At 71.0% G+C, this 19,470-nt stretch carries 17 protein-coding genes; all 17 read right to left on the reverse strand.

The features are described from left to right. Positions 1 to 21: 21 nt before the first annotated feature. Positions 22 to 1,488: a glutamate synthase subunit beta gene (locus B2W79_RS11560; protein ID WP_292789652.1), complete on the reverse strand. Its 1,467-nt coding sequence runs from the start codon at positions 1,486 to 1,488 to the stop codon at positions 22 to 24. After that, the gene (gltB, locus tag B2W79_RS11565; protein ID WP_292789815.1) at positions 1,481 to 6,004 is read right to left on the reverse strand and encodes a glutamate synthase large subunit; all 4,524 of its coding nucleotides are present in this window, start codon (positions 6,002 to 6,004) and stop codon (positions 1,481 to 1,483) included. The genes B2W79_RS11560 and gltB overlap by 8 nt, the downstream gene beginning before the upstream one ends. Before the next feature lie 142 nt (positions 6,005 to 6,146). Further along, positions 6,147 to 7,172 carry a prolipoprotein diacylglyceryl transferase gene (gene lgt, locus B2W79_RS11570; RefSeq protein ID WP_292789654.1) on the reverse strand — a complete coding sequence of 342 codons (1,026 nt, stop codon included), beginning with the start codon at positions 7,170 to 7,172 and terminating at the stop codon, positions 6,147 to 6,149. 10 nt (positions 7,173 to 7,182) lie between these two features. Continuing rightward, positions 7,183 to 7,986 carry a tryptophan synthase subunit alpha gene (gene trpA / locus B2W79_RS11575; RefSeq protein ID WP_292789656.1) on the reverse strand — a complete coding sequence of 268 codons (804 nt, stop codon included), beginning with the start codon at positions 7,984 to 7,986 and terminating at the stop codon, positions 7,183 to 7,185. Further along, positions 7,983 to 9,251: a tryptophan synthase subunit beta gene (gene trpB, locus B2W79_RS11580; protein ID WP_292789658.1), complete on the reverse strand. Its 1,269-nt coding sequence runs from the start codon at positions 9,249 to 9,251 to the stop codon at positions 7,983 to 7,985. Before trpB ends, trpA begins: the two co-directional genes overlap by 4 nt. Continuing rightward, on the reverse strand, positions 9,248 to 10,024 hold the full coding sequence (gene trpC / locus B2W79_RS11585) for an indole-3-glycerol phosphate synthase TrpC (RefSeq protein ID WP_292789660.1): 777 nt from the start codon (positions 10,022 to 10,024) through the stop codon (positions 9,248 to 9,250). Before trpC ends, trpB begins: the two co-directional genes overlap by 4 nt. Continuing rightward, complete coding sequence (locus tag B2W79_RS11590; protein ID WP_071328620.1) at positions 10,024 to 10,254, reverse strand: HGxxPAAW family protein; 231 nt, start codon at positions 10,252 to 10,254, stop codon at positions 10,024 to 10,026. Before B2W79_RS11590 ends, trpC begins: the two co-directional genes overlap by 1 nt. A 47-nt stretch (positions 10,255 to 10,301) precedes the next feature. Then, complete coding sequence (locus B2W79_RS11595) at positions 10,302 to 10,892, reverse strand: Trp biosynthesis-associated membrane protein (protein WP_292789662.1); 591 nt, start codon at positions 10,890 to 10,892, stop codon at positions 10,302 to 10,304. Further along, complete coding sequence (gene hisI, locus B2W79_RS11600) at positions 10,889 to 11,266, reverse strand: phosphoribosyl-AMP cyclohydrolase (RefSeq protein WP_292789664.1); 378 nt, start codon at positions 11,264 to 11,266, stop codon at positions 10,889 to 10,891. The genes B2W79_RS11595 and hisI overlap by 4 nt, the downstream gene beginning before the upstream one ends. Next, a complete protein-coding gene (gene hisF, locus B2W79_RS11605; protein ID WP_071328622.1) occupies positions 11,263 to 12,024 on the reverse strand; it encodes an imidazole glycerol phosphate synthase subunit HisF in 762 nt (253 codons plus the stop codon). Before hisF ends, hisI begins: the two co-directional genes overlap by 4 nt. Further along, the gene (gene hisG, locus B2W79_RS11610) at positions 12,024 to 12,863 is read right to left on the reverse strand and encodes an ATP phosphoribosyltransferase (protein ID WP_187661494.1); all 840 of its coding nucleotides are present in this window, start codon (positions 12,861 to 12,863) and stop codon (positions 12,024 to 12,026) included. The genes hisF and hisG overlap by 1 nt, the downstream gene beginning before the upstream one ends. Positions 12,864 to 12,901: 38 nt before the next feature. Then, the gene (locus B2W79_RS11615) at positions 12,902 to 13,165 is read right to left on the reverse strand and encodes a phosphoribosyl-ATP diphosphatase (RefSeq protein WP_071328624.1); all 264 of its coding nucleotides are present in this window, start codon (positions 13,163 to 13,165) and stop codon (positions 12,902 to 12,904) included. After that, positions 13,162 to 13,842, reverse strand: a complete 681-nt coding sequence (rpe, locus tag B2W79_RS11620) for a ribulose-phosphate 3-epimerase (protein WP_071328625.1) — start codon at positions 13,840 to 13,842, stop codon at positions 13,162 to 13,164. The genes B2W79_RS11615 and rpe overlap by 4 nt, the downstream gene beginning before the upstream one ends. A gap of 4 nt (positions 13,843 to 13,846) precedes the next feature. Beyond that, complete coding sequence (locus B2W79_RS11625; RefSeq protein WP_292789817.1) at positions 13,847 to 15,214, reverse strand: RsmB/NOP family class I SAM-dependent RNA methyltransferase; 1,368 nt, start codon at positions 15,212 to 15,214, stop codon at positions 13,847 to 13,849. A gap of 104 nt (positions 15,215 to 15,318) precedes the next feature. After that, positions 15,319 to 16,239 (reverse strand): methionyl-tRNA formyltransferase, encoded by a 921-nt coding sequence (fmt, locus tag B2W79_RS11630; RefSeq protein WP_292789670.1) that lies wholly within the window; start codon positions 16,237 to 16,239, stop codon positions 15,319 to 15,321. 18 nt (positions 16,240 to 16,257) lie between these two features. After that, positions 16,258 to 18,216 (reverse strand): primosomal protein N', encoded by a 1,959-nt coding sequence (locus B2W79_RS11635; RefSeq protein ID WP_292789820.1) that lies wholly within the window; start codon positions 18,214 to 18,216, stop codon positions 16,258 to 16,260. A 16-nt stretch (positions 18,217 to 18,232) separates the two neighbouring features. Beyond that, a complete protein-coding gene (gene metK / locus B2W79_RS11640) occupies positions 18,233 to 19,426 on the reverse strand; it encodes a methionine adenosyltransferase (RefSeq protein WP_071328627.1) in 1,194 nt (397 codons plus the stop codon). Positions 19,427 to 19,470: the final 44 nt, after the last annotated feature.

Here is a 19,470-nt window from a genome sequence, read left to right on the forward strand (position 1 = left end):
GGCGACACTGCCGGCCTCAGCCTACGCGGGCTGGAGGCCGATCGCGACATCGCTCGGGCGCACCGGCTCCGGCAGCACGGTGGTGCCCATGAGGAAGCGGTCGACGTTCGCCGCCGCCGCCCGGCCCTCCGCGATCGCCCAGACGATGAGCGACTGCCCGCGTCCCGCATCGCCGGCGACGAACACGCCAGGGATCGACGACTCGTAGCTCGCGGCACGACGGAAGGCGCCGCGCTCGGTCACCTCCGGCCGGGTGTCCTCGGTGTAGCCGTCCTGCTCCGGTCCGGTGAAGCCCATCGCGATGAGCACCAGGTCGGCCGGGATCTCCCGCTCCGTGCCGCTCTTGGGCACGCGGCGACCGTCGATGTACTCGGTCTCGGCCACGCGCAGCGCGCGGACCTCGCCGACGTCGTTCGACAGGAACTCCACGGTCGAGGCGAGGAAGACCCGCTCTCCGCCCTCCTCGTGAGCCGAGGCCACCTCGAAGATCGTCGGCATCATCGGCCACGGCTGGTGATCCGGCCGCGTCTCGCTCGGCTGCTTGCCGATGGCGAGGTTGGTGACGCTGAGCGCGCCCTGGCGGTGCGCGGTGCCGATGCAGTCGGCGCCCGTGTCGCCGCCGCCGATGACGATGACGTGCTTGCCCTCGGCGGTGATCTGGTCCGGGACGGTGTCGCCGGCGACCGCGTGGTTCGACTCGACGAGGTACTCCATCGCGAAGTGGACGCCGTCAAGATCGCGACCGGGGATCGGCAGGTCGCGCGGGAGCGTGGCGCCGGTGGCGATCACGACCGCGTCGTACCGGGCGCGCAGGTCGGCCCAGGAGATGTCCTTGCCGATCTCGACGCCGGCACGGAACCGCGTGCCCTCCTCCTGCATCTGGCGCAGGCGCGCTTCGAGCTGGCTCTTCTCCATCTTGAAGTCCGGGATGCCGTAGCGCAGCAGGCCGCCGATGCGGTCGTCACGCTCGAAGACGGCGACGGTGTGCCCCGCGCGCGTGAGCTGCTGGGCGGCCGCGAGACCGGCGGGGCCCGAGCCCACGACGGCCACGGTCTTGCCCGTCAGACGCTCCGGCGGCTCCGGCTCGACCCAGCCCTTGGCGAAGGCCTCGTCGATGATGGAGACCTCGATCTGCTTGATCGTCACGGCCGGCTGGTTGATGCCGAGGACGCACGAGCTCTCGCACGGGGCCGGGCAGAGCCGTCCGGTGAACTCCGGGAAGTTGTTCGTCGCGTGCAGCCGCTCGATCGCCGCGCGCCCCTCCCCGCGCCAGGTGAGGTCGTTCCACTCCGGGATGAGGTTGCCCAGGGGGCAGCCGGAGTGGCAGAAGGGCACGCCGCAGTCCATGCAGCGACTGGCCTGGCGACGGAGCACCGCCTTGTCGCCGGGCTCGTACACCTCTTTCCAGTCCATGATGCGCACGGGCACCGGACGGCGAGCGGGAAGTTCCCGCTCGGTCACCTTCAGAAAGCCTTTGGGGTCAGCCACCGGTCACCTCCAGGATGCGGTTCCAGACGATGTCGCCGTCGGGGTCGATCCCCTCGGCCAGTGCCTCCTCGCGCATGCTGCGCACGGCGGCGAAGTCGCGCGGGAGCACCTTCACGAACTCCGCCGCGCTGGCGTCGAAGTCCTCCAGCAGGGCGGCGGCGCGCGGGGACGCCGTGCGCTCCACATGCTCCACGAGCAGCCCGCGCAGCACTTCGAGGTCCGCGCGGTCCAGCGGCTCGAGCCGCAGCTCGCCGCTGCCGAGCGACTGCGCGTTGACCTTCGCGGTGTCCAGAGCGTGCACGTAGGCCACTCCCCCGGACATGCCGGCGCCGAAGTTGCGGCCGGTCGATCCGAGGATCACCGCGAGGCCGCCGGTCATGTACTCGAGCGCGTGGTCGCCCACGCCCTCGACCACCGCGGTCGCACCGGAGTTGCGGACGAGGAAGCGCTCGCCCACCACACCGGAGATGAACATGGTGCCGGACGTGGCGCCGTACCCGATCACGTTGCCCGCGATGACGTTCTCGTGCGGGGCGATCGCGGAGCGGCGGGGCGGCCGGATCGTGATGTCCCCACCGGAGAGTCCCTTGCCGACGTAGTCGTTCGCGTCGCCCTCCAGCCGGAGGATGATGCCCGGCGGAAGGAACGCCCCGAGCGACTGCCCGGCCGTGCCGGTGAGGGTGACGTCGATCGTCTCCTTCGGCAGTCCGGTGGCGCCGTGGCGCGAGGTCACCTGATGGCCGAGCATCGTGCCGACCGCGCGCTCGGTGTTGGCGATCGGGAGCTCCGCCATGACGGGCTCTCCGTTCAGCAGCGCCGCCTTCGCGATGTCGATGAGCTGCACGTCGAAGTGCTTGTCGAGTTCGTGGTCCTGGGCGCGGCCGCTGCGACGCGGCTCGCCGGCCGGGAACGCCGGTCCCTCCAGCACCGGGCTGAGGTCGAGCCCCTCGGCCTTCCAATGCGCGATCGCCGCGTTCGTCTCCAGGAGCTCGGTGCGACCGACGATCTCGTCGATCGAACGGTAGCCGAGCTCGGCGAGCAGCTCGCGCACCTCCTCGGCGATGAACTCCATGAAGTTCACGACGAACTCGGGCTTGCCGGTGAACCGGTCGCGCAGGACGGGGTTCTGCGTGGCGACGCCCACCGGACAGGTGTCGAGGTGGCAGACGCGCATCATGATGCAGCCGCTGACCACGAGGGGCGCGGTGGCGAAGCCGAACTCCTCGGCACCGAGCAGGGCGCCGATGATGACGTCCCGTCCGGTCTTGAGCTGCCCGTCGACCTGCACGACGACGCGGTCGCGCATGCCGTTGAGCATGAGCGTCTGCTGCGTCTCCGCGAGCCCGAGCTCCCATGGCGTTCCGGCGTGCTTCAGCGAGTTCAGCGGGCTGGCGCCCGTACCGCCGTCGTGACCGGACACGAGGATGACATCGCTGAGCGCCTTGGCGACACCGGCCGAGACCGCGCCGATGCCGGACTGGCTGACGAGCTTCGTGTGGATGCGCGCCTCGGGGTTGGCCCGCTTCAGGTCGAAGATGAGCTGCTTGAGGTCTTCGATCGAGTAGATGTCGTGATGCGGTGGCGGCGAGATGAGGCCGACCCCTGCAGTGGCGTGCCGGGTCCGCGCGACCCACGGGTAGACCTTGGTGGGCGGGAGCTGGCCGCCCTCACCGGGCTTGGCGCCCTGGGCGAGCTTGATCTGGATGTCGTCGGCCTCGGTGAGGTAGAGGCTCGTGACGCCGAATCGACCGGAGGCCACCTGCTTGATCGCACTGCGCCGCTCGGGGTCGACGAGACGGTCGGGGTCTTCCCCACCTTCCCCCGTGTTCGACTTGCCGCCGATCCGGTTCATCGCGATCGCGAGCGTCTCGTGCGCCTCCTTGGAGATGGAGCCGTAGCTCATCGCCCCCGTGGAGAAGCGCTTGACGATCGCCGAGACGGGCTCGACCTCGTCCAGCGGCACGGGCTTGCGCGTGCCGGTCCGCAGCGAGAACAGGCCGCGCAGCGTCTTCAGCTCCGCCGCCTGGTCGTCGACGAGCTTCGTGTACTCGCGGAAGATGTCGTAACGGCGGGTCCGCGTGGAGTGCTGCAGCTTGAACACCGTCTCCGGGTTGAAGAGGTGCGGAGAGCCGTCGCGGCGCCACTGGTACTCGCCACCGGTCCACAGCCGCTCATGGGCACGGGCCGCGGCATCCTCCGGGTAGGCGTAGTCATGGCGGGCCTGGTTCTCGGCGAAGATCTCCTCGATCCCGATTCCGCCCAGCTTCGACTCGGTACGCGTGAAGTAGGCGTCGATGAACTCCGGGCTGAGGCCGACCGCCTCGAACACCTGCGCTCCCGCATAGGACGACACCGTGGAGATGCCCATCTTCGACATGATCTTCAGCACGCCCTTGCCGAGCGCGTAGATGAGGTTCTTGACCGCCTTCTCCGGGGAGATGCCCGTGATGTAGCCGGTCCGCACGAGGTGCTCGACCGTCTCCATGGCGAGGTAGGGGTTGATCGCCGAGGCACCGTAGCCGATGAGCGTCGCGACGTGGTGCACCTCGCGCACGTCGCCGGCCTCGACGATCAGACCGACCTTCATCCGGTTCTCGCGCCGGATGAGGTGGTGGTGGATGGCCGACACCATGAGCAGCGACGGGATCGGGACGAGGTCCTTGTTCGAATCGCGGTCGGACAGGATGATGAACTCCGCACCGTCCTCGATGGCCTGATCGACCTCGGCGCACATCTCGGTGAGGCGCTCCGCGAGGGTGTGGGGTCCCGCGTCGAAGTGGTAGAGGCCGCGGATCGTGGCGCTCGAACGCCCGGGCAGCGCCTTGTCGATGTGCCGGATCTTCGCGAGCTCGTCGTTGTCGATGACCGGGAAGTCGAGCGACACCGTGCGCGTGTGCTCCGGACCCCAGGTCAGCAGATTGACCTCAGGTCCCAGACCGAGCTTGAGGCTCGTGACGACCTCTTCGCGGATCGAGTCGAGCGGCGGGTTGGTCACCTGCGCGAACTGCTGCGTGAAGTAGTCGAAGAGCAGCCGCGGGCGCTTGCTGAGCACGGCGATCGGGGTGTCCGATCCCATCGCGCCCAGCGGCTCGACACCCGTCTGGCCCATCGGGGTGAGGAGGATGCGGACCTCCTCCTCGGTGTAGCCGAAGGTCCGCTGTCGCCGGGTGATCGACGCGGGCGGGTGCACGATGTGCTCCCGCTCGGGAAGGTCGGCGAGGCGGACGGAGCCGGCGTCGAGCCACTCCTGCCACGGGTGCATCGTCGCGAGGTCGTGCTTGATCTCCTCGTCCTCGACGATCCGGCGCTGGGCAGTGTCGACGAGGAACATCTTGCCGGGCTGCAGCCGGCCGCGACGCTTGATGCGCTCGGGCTCGAAGTGCAGGACACCGGTCTCGGAGCCGATGACGACGAGCCCGTCGGTGGTCTCCGTCCAGCGTCCGGGGCGCAGGCCGTTGCGGTCGAGGGTCGCGCCGACGAGCGTGCCGTCGGTGAAGATGAGGGCGGCCGGGCCGTCCCACGGCTCCATCTGGTTGGAGTGGTACTCGTAGAACGCGCGCAGCTCCGGCGAGATGTCGGCCTGCTTCTCGTAGGCCTCCGGCACCATCATCATGATCGCGTGCGGCAGGCTGCGGCCGGTGAGGGTGAGCAGCTCCAGCACCTCGTCGAACGAGGCGGAGTCGCTGGCGCCGTCGGTGCAGATGGGCAGCAGGGGCGAGATGTCGCCGAGGAGCTCGGACTCGAGCTGCGACTGGCGGGCGCGCATCCAGTTGCGGTTGCCGCCGACGGTGTTGATCTCGCCGTTGTGGGCCAGCATCCGCAGCGGCTGCGCGAGCGGCCACGACGGGAACGTGTTCGTCGAGTACCGCGAGTGAACGACGGCGAGCTCGGAGGCGAAGCGCTCGTCCTGCAGATCCGGGTAGAACGGCTCGAGCTGGAGCGTGGTGACCATGCCCTTGTAGCCGAGCGTGCGGCTGGACAGGGAGACGAAGTAGGCGCCGAGCTCGTGGCCCGCCCGCTTGCGGAGGCGATAGGCGACGCGATCGAGCGCGATGCCGGTCAGCGGCGCATCGGCCAGGGTGGCGCCGCCGGCGCTCACGAAGAGCTGCTCGAAGGCCGGACGGGCCTCGTCGGCGAGCTTGCCGAGGTTCTCGTTGGCCGTGGGGACCTCGCGCCAGCCGAGGACGCGGAGCCCCTCCGCGCGGGCGATCTTCTCGATCCCGGCCTTCTGCTGGCGGCGCTCGCTCGAATCGCGAGGAAGGAAGGCCAGCCCGGCCGCGTACTCCCCCACGGGCGGCAGTTCGAAGCCGGTGACCGCGCGGAGGAACTCGTCCGGCATCTGGGTGAGGATGCCGGCTCCGTCCCCGGTGCCCGCATCGGACCCGATGGCCCCGCGGTGCTCCAGGTTGCGCAGGGCCTCGAGGGCCAGCGCGATGATGTCGTGCCCGGCTTCGCCGCGCAGCGTTGCCACCATGGCCAGGCCGCAGGCGTCCTTTTCAAACGCCGGGTTGTACATGCCCTGCTTCGGGGGGTATGCGCCGGAGGCGCCGTAAGGGGGCTGGAAGTACACCAGTTACCGTCCTCAGATCTTCAGTGAAACCCGGGGACGTCGTCGGCCCGCTCGTTCAGTGCAATGGTTCTCCCGCCGCGAGTCGGCGTTATCGGGAGCCGTCCCCGCTCGAGGGAGCAGCGCTTGTGGCAGTGGCTCCGGCGGCGACTTCTTCGGCCGGAGGCTCGCTCACGTCCACGAAATCAGAGGGATTGTCCTGCGATTGTACATCAGCGTCCACGTCCTTCCGTCCGCGGCCCGGCTGGTACGGCGAGGGCTCGAGACCGGGGTGACGGCGCGTCTGCACCACGAGGATGACGAGGCCGAGGACCACGCCGATGATGGCGGCCCAGACGTTGCTGCGCAGGCCCAGGATGATCTCGCTCGGGTCGATGCGGATCGACTCCCACAGGATGCGTCCGGCGCTGTACCAGATGAGGTAGATCGCGAAGAGACGGCCCCACTGGAAGAACAGCTTCCGGCCGAGCCACAGCAGCACGAGGACGCCGAGGCCGTTCCAGATGACCTCGTACAGGAAGGTCGGGTGGAAGAGGGTGCCCTCGGGGAGACCGGGAGGGAAGGCCGAGTTGTCGGACGGGATCTCCAGTCCCCACGGCAGGTCGGTCGGCAGGCCGTAGAGCTCCTTGTTGAACCAGTTGCCGAACCGGCCCATCGCCTGCGCGAGGAGCAGTCCGGGAGCCAGCGCGTCCGCGAACGTCCAGAAGCGGATGCCCGTCCACCGGCAGCCCAGGTAGGCGCCGACGGCACCGCCGATGAGCGCACCGAAGATCGCGATGCCACCCTCCCAGATCGCCCAGACCGAGCCCGGTTCGAACGGGTTCCAGGTGTTCTTGCCCTCGCCGAAGTAGAAGTTCGGGTGGGTGAGCACGTGGAAGATGCGCGCGCCGATGATGGCGAGCGGCACCGCGAGGATGGAGATGTCGATGACCACCCACGGCTCTGCGCCGCGCTTGGTGAGACGGTGGTTCGTCATCAGCACGGCGACGATGATGCCGGCGATGATGCACAGCGCGTAGAAGTGGATCCGGAGCGGGCCGAGATCGATGTACGAGACGGACGGGCTCGGGATGCTGGCGAGCACGCTGGCGGCGGTGCTGTGGAGCGCGGAGGACATGAGTGCGATCCTACTTCTCTGAGGCGAAGCGCGCCGACGCGGTGCCGGCGGCCAGGGTTCGGGTGACTTCGGCGAGGGCCGGCACGCCGCCGTCGCGGAGGGCGCGGACGAGCGCGGTGCCCACGATGGCCCCGTCGGCATACTCGGACACGCCCGCGATCTGCTCCGGCGTCGAGATGCCGATGCCGACGCAGGCGCGGCGGGCGCCGTGGTCGCGGAGCCGCGACACGAGGGTGCGCGCCGCACGGTCGAGCTCGGCCCGCTCCCCCGTGATGCCCATGGTCGAGACGGTGTAGACGAAGCCCGTCGAGGACCGCACGACGAGGTCGAGGCGCTCGTCAGACGAGGTCGGAGCCGCGAGGAAGACCCGGTCGAGACCGAGCCGCTCGCTGGCCGCCATCCACTCGCCTGCGGCCTCCGGGGTGATGTCCGGGGTGATCAGACCCGCGCCGCCCGCGGCGAGCAGGTCCTCGGCATACCGGTCCACCCCGTACTGCAGCACCGGGTTCCAGTAGGTCATCACGAGGACGGGGACGTCGGTGGCAGCGGTGATCGCACGGATCGCCGTGAAGAGGTCCTTCATCCGGAAGCCCGCAGCGAGGGCCTTGGTCGTCGCCTCCTGGATGATGGCGCCGTCCATGACGGGATCGCTGTAGGGCGGGCCGAGCTCGATGATGTCCACGCCGTTCTCGGCGAGGGCGATCGCGGCCTGGATGCTGGTCTCCAGGTCGGGGAAGCCGACGGGCAGGTAGCCGACGAAGGCGCTGCGGCCGGCGTCGTGCGCACGCTGGATGGCCTGTTCGACGCGGCTCACAGCTGCGGCTCTCCCTTCGAGGCCGCGTCCTCGGCGGCGCTCTCGTCGGACACGTCGTGCGCGAGGGCGTCCTCGTCGTAGAGCTCGAAGTAGCGGGCGGCGGTGTCCATGTCCTTGTCGCCGCGACCGGAGAGGCAGATCGCGATCAGGCCGTCGGGGCCGAGCTCGCGGCCGATCCGCAGCGCGCCGGCGAGGGCATGGGCCGACTCGATGGCGGGGATGATCCCCTCGGTCCGGCTGAGCAGCCGCAGGGCCTGCATCGCTTCGTCGTCGGTGGCCGGGATGTACTCGGCGCGACCGATGTCGGCCAGCCAGGAGTGCTCAGGGCCCACGCCCGGGTAGTCGAGACCCGCGGAGATCGAGTGCGATTCGACCGTCTGGCCGTCTTCGTCCTGCAGCACGTACGTCTTCGCGCCGTGCAGCACGCCGGGCCGACCGCGCTCGATGGAGGCGGCGTGCTTGTCGGTGTCGACGCCGTCGCCCGCCGCCTCCACGCCGTACAGCCGCACGCCCTCGTCGTCCAGGAACGCATCGAACATGCCGATCGCGTTGGACCCGCCACCGACACAGGCGACGACGGCGTCCGGGAGCCGGCCGACCTCGTCGAGGATCTGGGCGCGGGCCTCCTCCCCGATGATCTTCTGGAAGTCGCGGACCATCGCCGGGAACGGGTGCGGGCCCGCGGCGGTGCCGAAGATGTAGTTGGTGGTCTCGACCGAGGCCACCCAATCGCGGTAGGCGTCGTTGATCGCGTCCTTCAACGTGCGCGATCCGGAAGTCACCGCGACGACCTCGGCGCCCAGCAGACGCATGCGGGCGACGTTCAGCGCCTGCCGCTCGGTGTCGACCTCGCCCATGTAGATGGTGCAGTCCAGCCCGAACAGCGCCGCAGCGGTCGCCGTCGCGACGCCGTGCTGACCCGCTCCGGTCTCGGCGATGACCCGAGTCTTGCCGAGGCGCTTGGTGAGCAGGGCCTGGCCCAGCACGTTGTTGATCTTGTGCGAACCGGTGTGGTTGAGGTCCTCGCGCTTGAGGAAGACCCGCGCGCCGCCCGCGTGCTCGGCGAACCGGGGCACCTCGGTGAGCGCGGAGGGGCGCCCGGCATAGGACGACAGCAGATGGGAGAGCTCGGCTCGGAACTCCGGGTCGGCGATGGCCTCCTCGTACGCGACGGTGAGCTCGTCGATCGCGGCGACCAGGGATTCCGGCATGTACCGTCCTCCGAACTCGCCGAAGAACGGACCGTGCTGGTCGCGCAGACTCACTTCGCCTCCAGGAAGCTCTCGAGAGTGGCGACCGGGTCTCCGGTCACCAGGGCCTCCCCGATCAACACGACATCGGCACCGGCCGAACGGTAGTGCGCGACGTCGGCCGGGGTGAGCACCGCGGACTCCGCGATCTTGATCGCCGAGTCGGGGATGCGGCCCACGAGCCGGCCGAACAGATCGCGGTCGAGCTCGAGGGTCTTGAGATTGCGGGCGTTCACGCCGATCAGGGCGGCGCCGAGATCGATCGCGGCGTCCAGCTCGTCCGCGGAGTGGGTCTCCACGAGCGGGGTCATGCCGAGCTCGAGGATGAACCCGTACAAGTCGCGGAGGACGTCGGGCTCCAGGCCCGCGACGATCAGGAGCACGAGATCGGCACCCGCGGCACGGGCCTCCAGCACCTGGTACCGAGTGGCGATGAAGTCCTTCCGGAGAACCGGCAGCGAGACCCGGGCGGTGACCGCCTCCAGATCGGCCAGACTGCCGCCGAAGCGGCGCTCCTCCGTGAGGACGCTGATCGCAGAGGCGCCGCCGGTCTCGTAGAGCGCAGCCTGGTGCGCGGGATCCGGGATCTCCGCGAGGGCACCGCGGGATGGACTCGCCCGCTTCACCTCGGCGATGATCTTCACCCGGTCGGCGGGAGCGAGGAACGACAGCGCGTCCTTCGCCGCGGGGCGCGCGAGGGCGTCACGCTCCACGACCGAGAGCGGACGGGACTCGGAACGACGCTCGGCGTCTGCGACAGCGCCGGCCGTCAGGTCGGCGAGGACCACTAGTGCGCCTTCGGAGCGTACTTGGGACCCTTCACGCCGTATCCCGCCTTCGCGAGCACCCAGCCGACGATCGCCCCGATCGGGATCAGCGCGGCGGAGATCCACACCAGGGTCGGCTGCTCGAAGCAGAACGCGACGGTCGCGGCGGCGAAGCCGACGAGCATGATCACGACGGCGGTCCAGGCCGCAGGCGAGTGTCCGTGGCCGGGGTCAGCGATCGGGTTGGTCATGTTCTCCTCCGGGGGACGACGTGGGATCTGGATTCAGTCTATCGGGGTCAGCGTGTCGGGTCGGACCCGCGGGACAGCTCGTCCCAGGAATCGACCGCGTCGACGGGACCATCATGCCGCGCCTCGGCGGGCGTGTCGGTGCGGTAGCGCCGACCGCCGACCTTCCAGCGTCGCCAGGTCGTCAGCACGAGGACCGCGGCCGCGAGCAGGATCGCCCAGCCGACGAGGGCGAGGTACGGCCAGGCCGACGGCACGATGCTCGCCGCGACCTCGTGGACGGCTCCGCTCCCGGCGAGCCCGGTCGTCTCGGTGACCGTCGCGGCCACGGCGCCGTACGCGTCGCCGAGGAGCAGCTGCAACGTGGACCACCCCAGGAACAGCGCCGCCGCGGCAGCCAGCACACCGAAGACGATGCGCACGGCACGGCCGGCGATCGCGAGTGCTGCACCGAGGGCGAGCACGGCGAGGCTCAGCGGGGCGAGCAGCACGAGGGCGGAGGCACCAGGGACGAGGATGTCCTCCCCCGCATCCGCGCGCTGCACGGTGAACCAGGTCTGCGTGGAGGAGATGATGCCGATGGCGCCGGCCAGCAGGAATCCCGTCACGGAGAGGGAGCGGCCGCGCTGCGCGATGCTCACGAGGCGCTCACCCCGTCGACGGCGTCCAGGTCGGTGGTGTCGAAGCACGTCCGCGTGCCGGTATGGCATGCGGGGCCGGTCTGGTCGACGAGGAGCAGGAGCGCATCCCCGTCGCAGTCGAGCCGGGCCTCCCGCACGACCTGGATGTGGCCGGACGTGTCACCCTTGCGCCAGTACTCCTGGCGGGAGCGGGACCAGTAGGTCGCACGACCGGAGGTGAGCGTGCGGCGCAGCGCCTCGGCGTCCACCCACGCGAGCATGAGCACCTCGCGCGAATCCCACTGCTGCACGATGATCGGGGCGAGCCCGTCGGCGTTGAAGGCGACCTGTGCGATGCGGTCGTCGACGGAGACCTGCTTCGGTGTATCGGTCATCGGACGAGCACTCCTTCCGCGCGCAGCGCGTCCTTCACGTCGCCGACGGTCAGAGCCCCGGTGTGGAACACGCTCGCCGCGAGCACCGCGTCGGCTCCCGCTTTGATAGCCGGTGCGAAGTCGGTCGCCCGCCCTGCACCGCCGGAGGCGATCACCGGGATCGGCGCCACCTCGCGCATGAGGCGGACGAGCTCGAGATCGAAGCCGTCGCGGGTGCCGTCGGCGTCGATCGAGTTCACGAGCAGCTCCCCCGCGCCGCGCTCGGACGCCTCGCGCGCCCAGTCGAGCGCATCCAGCGTGGTCTGCGTACGGCCGCCGTGCGTGGTGACGACGAAGCCGGATCGCGTGGTGTCGGCGCGCTTGACGTCGAGCGAGAGCACGAGCACCTGGGCACCGAAGCGATCCGCGATCTCGCCGATGAGCTCAGGACGGGCGATCGCCGCGGAGTTCACGCCGACCTTGTCCGCACCGACCGCGAGGAGCCGCGCGACGTCGTCGACGCTGCGCACCCCGCCTCCCACCGTCAGCGGCACGAAGACCTGCTCCGCGGTGCGCTGCACGACGTCGTAGGTCGTGGCCCGCGCATCCACCGTCGCGGTGACGTCCAGGAACGTGATCTCGTCGGCGCCCTGGGCGGCGTAGTGGCGGGCGAGCTCGACCGGATCGCCCATGTCGCGGAGGTTCTCGAAGTTGACGCCCTTGACGACGCGGCCGTCCGCGACGTCCAGGCAGGGGATGACGCGACTCGCGAGGGTCATCAGAGCCTCGCCGCGTGGATCGCGGTGACCAGGATGGCCCGGGCGCCGAGGGCGTAGAGGTCGTCCATCACCTGGTTGACGCGACGCCGCGGGATCATCACGCGGACCGCCACCCAGGACGGATCGCGGAGCGGCGAGATCGTCGCGGACTCCCGGCCGGGGGCGATGGCCACGGCCTGATCGACCAGCTCGGTGGGGAGGTCGTAGTCGAGGAGCACGTAGCGGCGCGCCACCATCACGCCGCGGAGCCGCCGCAGCAGCGTGTCGACGCCGTCGGCCTCGCCGGGACGACTGATGAGCACGGCCTCGGACTCCAGGATCACGGGGCCGAAGATCTCCAGCCCGGCCTGCCGGAGCGTGGTCCCGGTGGACACGACGTCGGCGACCGCGTCGGCGACGCCGAGGCGTACCGCGGACTCCACGGCACCGTCGAGCTGCACGAGCTCGGCGTTCACGCCCTGGTCGCGGAGGAAGGATCCCACCAGACCCGGATAGGCGGAGGCGACGCGGACGCCGTCGAGGTCCTGGACGGAGGTGAAGCGTCCGGGAGGACCGGCGAAGCGGAACGTGGACGCCCCGAAACCGAGCTGCTCGATCTCGCGCGCCGGCTGCTGCACGTCGAGGAGGAGATCACGACCGGTGATCCCCACATCGAGGGCTCCGGAGGCCACATAGGTGGCGATGTCGCGCGGGCGGAGGAAGAAGAACTCGACGTCGTTCTCGGCGTCGATGACATGCAGGGTCTTGGGGTCGCGGCGGCCGGCGTAGCCCGCCTCCGCGAGCATCTCGGCGGCGGTCTCGGAGAGCGAGCCCTTGTTGGGAACGGCGATGCGCAGCATGATCGGCTTTCAGTTCGAAGGAGTGGGACCGGAGCGCATCACAGATGTCGGTAGACGTCCTGCAGGGAGAGGCCCTTCGCGAGCATCATCACCTGCAGGTGGTAGAGGAGCTGGGAGATCTCCTCGGCGGCAGCGGCATCCGACTCGTACTCCGCCGCCATCCAGACCTCGGCGGCCTCTTCGACGATCTTCTTGCCGATCGCATGCACGCCGCCGTCGAGCTCCGCCACGGTGCCCGATCCCTCGGGTCGGGTCTCGGCCTTGACGCTGAGCTCGGCGAACAGCTCGTCGAAAGTCTTCACCCCTCCAGGCTACCGGCTCGCGCGAGGTCCCTGAGCCGGGTGACGGCCGCCTCCACGTCGTCCGCACCGTAGACCGCGGATCCGGCGACGAAGGTGTCGGCTCCCGCTTCGGCCGCCTGGGCGATCGTCGCGGCGGAGATGCCGCCGTCGACCTGGAGCCAGACGGACGAGCCGCGGCGCCGCGCCTCGGCGGAGAGCGCCTGCAGCTTCGGCATGGTCTCGGGCAGGAAGCCCTGTCCGCCGAACCCCGGCTCGACGGTCATCACGAGGATCTGGTCGAACTCGTCCAGCAGGTCGAAGAGTCCCTCGACAGGAGTCGCGGGCTTGACCGCGACCCCGGCACGGGCGCCGATGTCGCGCAGCCGCCGCGCGAGAGCCACCGGCTCCCCCGCCGCCTCCAGGTGGAAGGTCACGCTCGCGGCGCCCAGCTCGGCGTAGCCCGGGGCCCAGCGATCCGGATCCGTGATCATGAGATGCACGTCCAGCGGGACCGGGCTGGTCTCCTGGATGCGCTGGACCATCTGCGGGCCGAACGTGAGGTTCGGGACGAAGTGGTTGTCCATGACGTCGACGTGCGCGAAGTCGGCGGTCGCGATGCGGGCGAGCTCCGCCTGCATGTTGACGAAGTCGGCGGCGAGGATGCTGGGGTTGATGCGCGGGGCGCGGGGCAGATCCATGGTCTCAACCTTCCTTCGGGGCGTCTGTCGCCTCCAGCGGTCGCTGCAGGAGTGCGAGGAACATCGCATCGGTGCCGTGCCGATGCGGCCAGAGCTGAGCGCTGCCCGTCTGCGCCCGCCCGTCGTCGGCGAGATCGATCGGCGACTGCGCCACGCCGTGCAGCACCGCACGCGCATCGAGCTCGACGAGCTCCGGGCGGATGCGCCGCACCTCCTCGACCACCGCCGTGGTCTCCGCGAGATGGGGAGAACAGGTGACGTACGCGACGACGCCTCCCGGTGCGAGAGCGTCCACAGCCGCCGTGAGCAGGCCGACCTGCAGCGGCACGAGCTCGGCGACGTCTGCCGGGGACTTGCGCCATCGGGCCTCCGGGCGCCGACGGAGGGCGCCGAGGCCGGTGCAGGGCGCGTCCACGAGGATCCGATCGAACGCGTCCGGCCGCTCGGCCGCCAGCTCCCGGCCGTCCCGCTCGTGCACGGTGACCTCGCCCGGAACGGCGCGCAGGGCGTTGCGCACGAGCCTGGCGCGGGCGGGCACCACCTCGTTGGCTTCCAGGACGGCGTCGTTCTGCCGGGCGACGGCAGCGAGCAGGGCGGTCTTCCCGCCGGGGCCCGCGCAGAGATCGAGCCACCGCTCCCCTGTGCGCAGCGGCGTCGCCGCGGTCAGCGCGAGCGCGACGAGCTGAGACCCCTCGTCCTGCACCCGGACCGCGCCGTCGGAGGCGGTCAACGCGAGGCGCGGATCGCCTCCCGGAGACGCGAAAGCCGTGGCGGCGTAGGGCCGGCGCGGCTCCTGGGGCTTTGCCAGACCGGGAAGGGCGACGAGCGTGACCTCGGGCGAGACGTTGTCGGCCTCCAGCAGGGCGTCCAGTTCCTCGACCCGCCCCTCAGCGGCGAGGGCGCGCCGTAGCGCCCGGATGATCCAGACCGGGTGCGCGGCGCGGAGGGCCAGGCGTTCGTCGTCCGATCGCGCTGCCGCCTCGATGCGCGCGAGCCACTCGCCCGGCGATTCGCGGGCGATCCGCCGGAGCACCGCGTTGGCGAAGCTCGATGCCCCGCGTCCCGCCGTGAGGGCCACGAGGTTCACCGATTCGTTCACGGCCGCGTGCGAGGCCACCCGTGTCGCGAGGAGCTGATGCACCGCGAGCCGGAGGGCGTCGAGCACCACGGGGTCGATCGCGTCGGCGGGGCGGTCCGCCGCGGCGGCGATGATCGCGTCGTACGTGCCCCGGCGGCGGAGCGTGCCGTAGGTCAGCTCGGTTGCGAGAGCCGCGTCCTGCGGGTTCAGGCCCGCCTCGGCGATCGCCGTCGGCAGGAGCAGGTTGGCGTAGGCGTCGGAGTCCGACACCGCCCTGAGCACGTCGTAGGCCACGCGGCGCGCCGGCTGGACCGACCGGTTCGGGCCGCGGCCGCCTCCGTTCCGGGCCCGGCCGTCGTGCTGCCGACCCGAGCCGGGGCGCCGTCCGTCGTTCGCGTTCACGAGCCGGCTACCGGAGTCGCGCCCTGCAGGCCCCGCCACCAGTCCGCGGCGTTCATGGGGCCCTTGCCCGCGGGCTGCAGCCGGGTGACCGCCAGCGGCGCGGTGGCCGTCCCGATGAGGACCTCCGCTCGCGTGCCCGCCATGGCGCCCGACGACAGATCCTCCGCCTCGGCACCGGCGGGTCGCGCCTCGAGGATCTTGAGCCGCTGACCGTCGATCGTCGTGTGCGCTCCCGGCTCCGGCGTGACTCCGCGAAACCGGGCGTACACGGCGTCGAACGGCTCGCGGAAGTCGAGGAGACCGTCTTCGAGCGTCAGCTTGCCGGCGAACGTCGGCTCGCCCTCCTGCGGCACGGCGCGGGCGCTGCCGTCCGCGATCGCAGCGACCACGTCGGCGGTGAGAGCGGCGCCGTCGAGTGCCAGGGCCTCCAGCGCCTCCCCCGCCGTTGATGTGCCCGGGAGTTCGACGGCACGCATCGCGAACACGTCGCCGGCATCGAGCTCGGGGACGAGCTGGAAGACGCTCGCACCGAGGACCGGATCTCCGGCGATCAGGGCGCGCTGCACCGGAGCGGCACCGCGCCACGCCGGCAGCAGCGAGAAGTGCAGATTGATCCACCCGGCCTCCGGCGTGGACAGCAGCGGCTCGCGGACGAGTCCGCCGTACGCGACGATCACGCCGAGCTCCGGGCGCAGGGCCGCGATCTCGGTCGTCACCGCCTCGTCCAGCCGGGCAGCGTGGATGACCGGCAGGCCAAGCTCAACCGCAGCCTGAGCGACCGGCGACGGGGTCAGCACACGCTTGCGCCCGAGGGGGGCGTCCGGGCGCGTCACCACGGCAACGATGTCGTGCTCGGCGGCGAGGCGTCGCAGAGTGGGGACCGCGGCGGCGGGAGTGCCGGCGAAGACGAGGCGCATGAAGGTTCTCCGGAAGGGTCAGAGTTCTGGATCGAGGATATCGAGGCGGACCGAGAGCGTGCTGCGGGCGGCCTTGGTGCGGCCTCGGCGGCCGCTCACCGCCTCGGCCACGACGGCAGCACGGAGGGTGGTCGCGACGCGGCTCCCCGCGCCGTAGTCAAAGCGCACGAGAGCACGGACCCGCGGCGGGACGTCGTCGGACTCGACGGGGACGGGGCCGAGCACCGCGTCCGCGGGCAGGGAGAGTTCGGACAGCGCCTCCAGGGCGCGAGCGACGGCGGCCGCTGACCCTTCCACGAGCGCGACCCGCGCGGTCGGGGGCATGTGCAGCGGTGCGCGGTGCTCCAGCTCCGTGCGCGCGTAGGCGGCCTGGTTCCAGGTGGCCAGCGCTCTGGCGACGGCGCCGTCGACGCCGACGAGGTGGACCGGAGCGCCGGGGGCGGCCAGGGCGGCGGCATTCGACCACCACCGCAGACACGCTTCGCCGATGCGCAGATCCGGCGCCTGCAGCATCCGCGGGCCGTCGAGCAGGACGACGGCCCGGTAGCCGCCTTCCGCGAGCGGCTCGGCGCCACGAGTGGCGACCACGAGGGCTGGACGCGCATCGACGCGCTCCACCGGGTGACTGCCGTCGGCGACGATGACGCGGACACCGGGGAAGGCGCGGCCCAGCTCATCGGCTGTCCGTTCGCTTCCCGACGAGGCGAGTCGGAGACGGGTCGAGGAACACGCCGGGCACGTCCATGCCCTGGCACCGCGCCCGCACCACCCGCAGACCGGGACCGCGCCGCGATGGCGGGCGCCGAGGGGGCCGCCGCAGTGCGGGCATCGGGCGGGAGCTCGGCAGTCGGCGCAGACGAGCGACGGCGCGAAGCCGGGCCGCGAGACCTGGATGAGCACCGGCCCGTCCGCGGCCGCGTTCCGGGCGGCGAGGAAGGCCGACGATGGCATGCGCTGCGGCGTCGGCTGCTCCATCTCCTGGGGAGTGCTGAGCACGACACGCGGGAGCACGCGCCGGGTCGCGCGGATATCCCGCAGCCAGCCGTGCACGACGAGCCGCTCGACCTCGGTCGTCCGCGTATGACCGGCGAAGAGCAGGGCCGAGCCCTCCGCCTCCTGCCGCAGCAGCGCCGCATCCCGGGCGTGGACGTAGGGTGCGAGCGGCTCGCCCAGCAGACTGTCGCCGTCGTCCCACATCGCCACGAGACCGGGGACGACGGGGGCGTACACCGCGGACCTGTTCCCGACGACGATGCAGGGCGCGTCCTCGAGCGTGCGCAGGAAGGAGCGGTAGCGATCCGGGTTGGTCTGTCGCGAGTCGTACCGTGCGATCGCCTCCGCGGGGACGAACCCGTCGAGGGCCGCGAGGAGTCGATCGAGATCGCGATGGTCGGGCACGACGAGGATGCTCGACTTCCCGGCCGCGAGCGTCGTGGCCGCGGCGGCGGCGAGCATCCGCGCCCAGCCCGGCATGTCGTCGGTGAGCTGCGGGATGGCCTCGACGGCCGCACGACCGCTCTCGTCGAGCACCGCCTGCAGTCCGTCATAGAGTGCGACGACGGACGTGGCCGCGTCGTGAGCCTCGGGTTCGAGCAGCGGCGTCGGGGCGTCGGCGGTCCAGGCTTTCTCGACCCGCACCTGCCGCTTCGGGATCACCAGCCGCAGCACGTCGGACGCCGACCCTGCCGCGCGATCCGCGACGCGCCGCGCCAGTCGGTACAGGCGATCCGGCAGCACGGGGATGTTCGACACGATGCTCTCGACCTCGGAGAGCGGCCGATCGGCGTCGTCCTCCACGCCCAGTTCCACCACGAATCCGTCGACCACGCGCCCCGCGGTCCGCAGGGGCACGCGCACGCGGACCCCGGGCTCGATGTCACCGAGCTCCGGCGGGAGGGCGTAGTCGAACAGGCGGTCGAGCTGCGGCAGCGGCGACTCGAGGAGCACCCGCGCGATGCGCCGGCTCTCCGGAGAGATCAGCACCGCAGGCCCCTCAGAGCCCGGCAGCGCGCCGCAGCTCCTCGGCCCGGTCCGTCCGCTCCCATGTGAAGTCCGGCAGCTCCCGGCCGAAGTGCCCGTACGCGGCCGTCTGCGCGTAGATCGGACGCAGGAGGTCGAGCTGCTCGATGATGGCCTGCGGCCGGAGGTCGAACACCTCGTCGATGGCCCGGGTGATGACCTCGTCGGACACCCGTCCGGTGCCGAACGTCTCCACGTACAGGCCGACCGGTCGCGCGACGCCGATCGCGTAGGCGACCTGCACCTCGAGGCGGTCGGCGAGACCCGCGGCGACCGCGTTCTTGGCGACCCAGCGGGTCGCGTACGCGCCCGAGCGGTCGACCTTCGACGGGTCCTTGCCGCTGAAGGCGCCGCCGCCGTGTCGTGCGGCGCCGCCGTACGTGTCGATGATGATCTTGCGACCCGTGAGCCCGGCGTCGCCCTTGGGACCGCCGGTGACGAAGGGGCCCGCCGGGTTGATGTAGTACGTGACGTCGTCGAGGTCGAGGCCCGTCGTGGCGAGGACGGGATCGATGACGTGCTCGCGGATCTGCGCCTTGAGGTCGTCCTGGGCGATGTCCGGGTTGTGCTGGGTGGACAGCACGACGGCGTCGACGGTCTTCGGGGTGAAGCCGTCGTACCCGAGGGTGACCTGCGTCTTCCCGTCCGGGCGCAGGAAGGGCAGCAGCCCGCTGCGGCGCACCTCCGTCAGCCGCTCGGCGATGCGGTGCGCGGTCCATGCGGCCATCGGCATGAGCTGCGGGGTCTCGTTGGTGGCGAACCCGAACATGATGCCCTGGTCTCCGGCGCCGAGACCGTCGAGCGGATCCACAGACGAGCCGTCACGGTGCTCCTGAGCGTTGTCGACGCCGTGGGCGATGTCGGTGGACTGCTCCCCCACCGAGACGCTGACGCCGCAGGAGTCGCCGTCGAAGCCGGTGTCGGAGGAGGTGTAGCCGATGCCGTTCACGACCTGGCGGACGATCGTCGGGATGTCGACGTAGGCGTCGGTCCGGATCTCCCCCGCCACGTGGACGAGGCCGGTCGTGACGAGCGTCTCGACCGCGACCCGGGAACCGGGATCCTTCGCGAGGAGCCCGTCGAGGATGCTGTCCGAGATCTGGTCGCAGATCTTGTCCGGATGCCCTTCAGTGACGGACTCGGACGTGAACAGACGCAGCGCGCTCATCGATGCTCCAGAACGGGGACGGACGGTGGGAGGGTGTGGCACCC

The organism is Microbacterium sp. UBA7513 (assembly GCF_002478345.1).
Classification (GTDB): domain Bacteria; phylum Actinomycetota; class Actinomycetes; order Actinomycetales; family Microbacteriaceae; genus Microbacterium.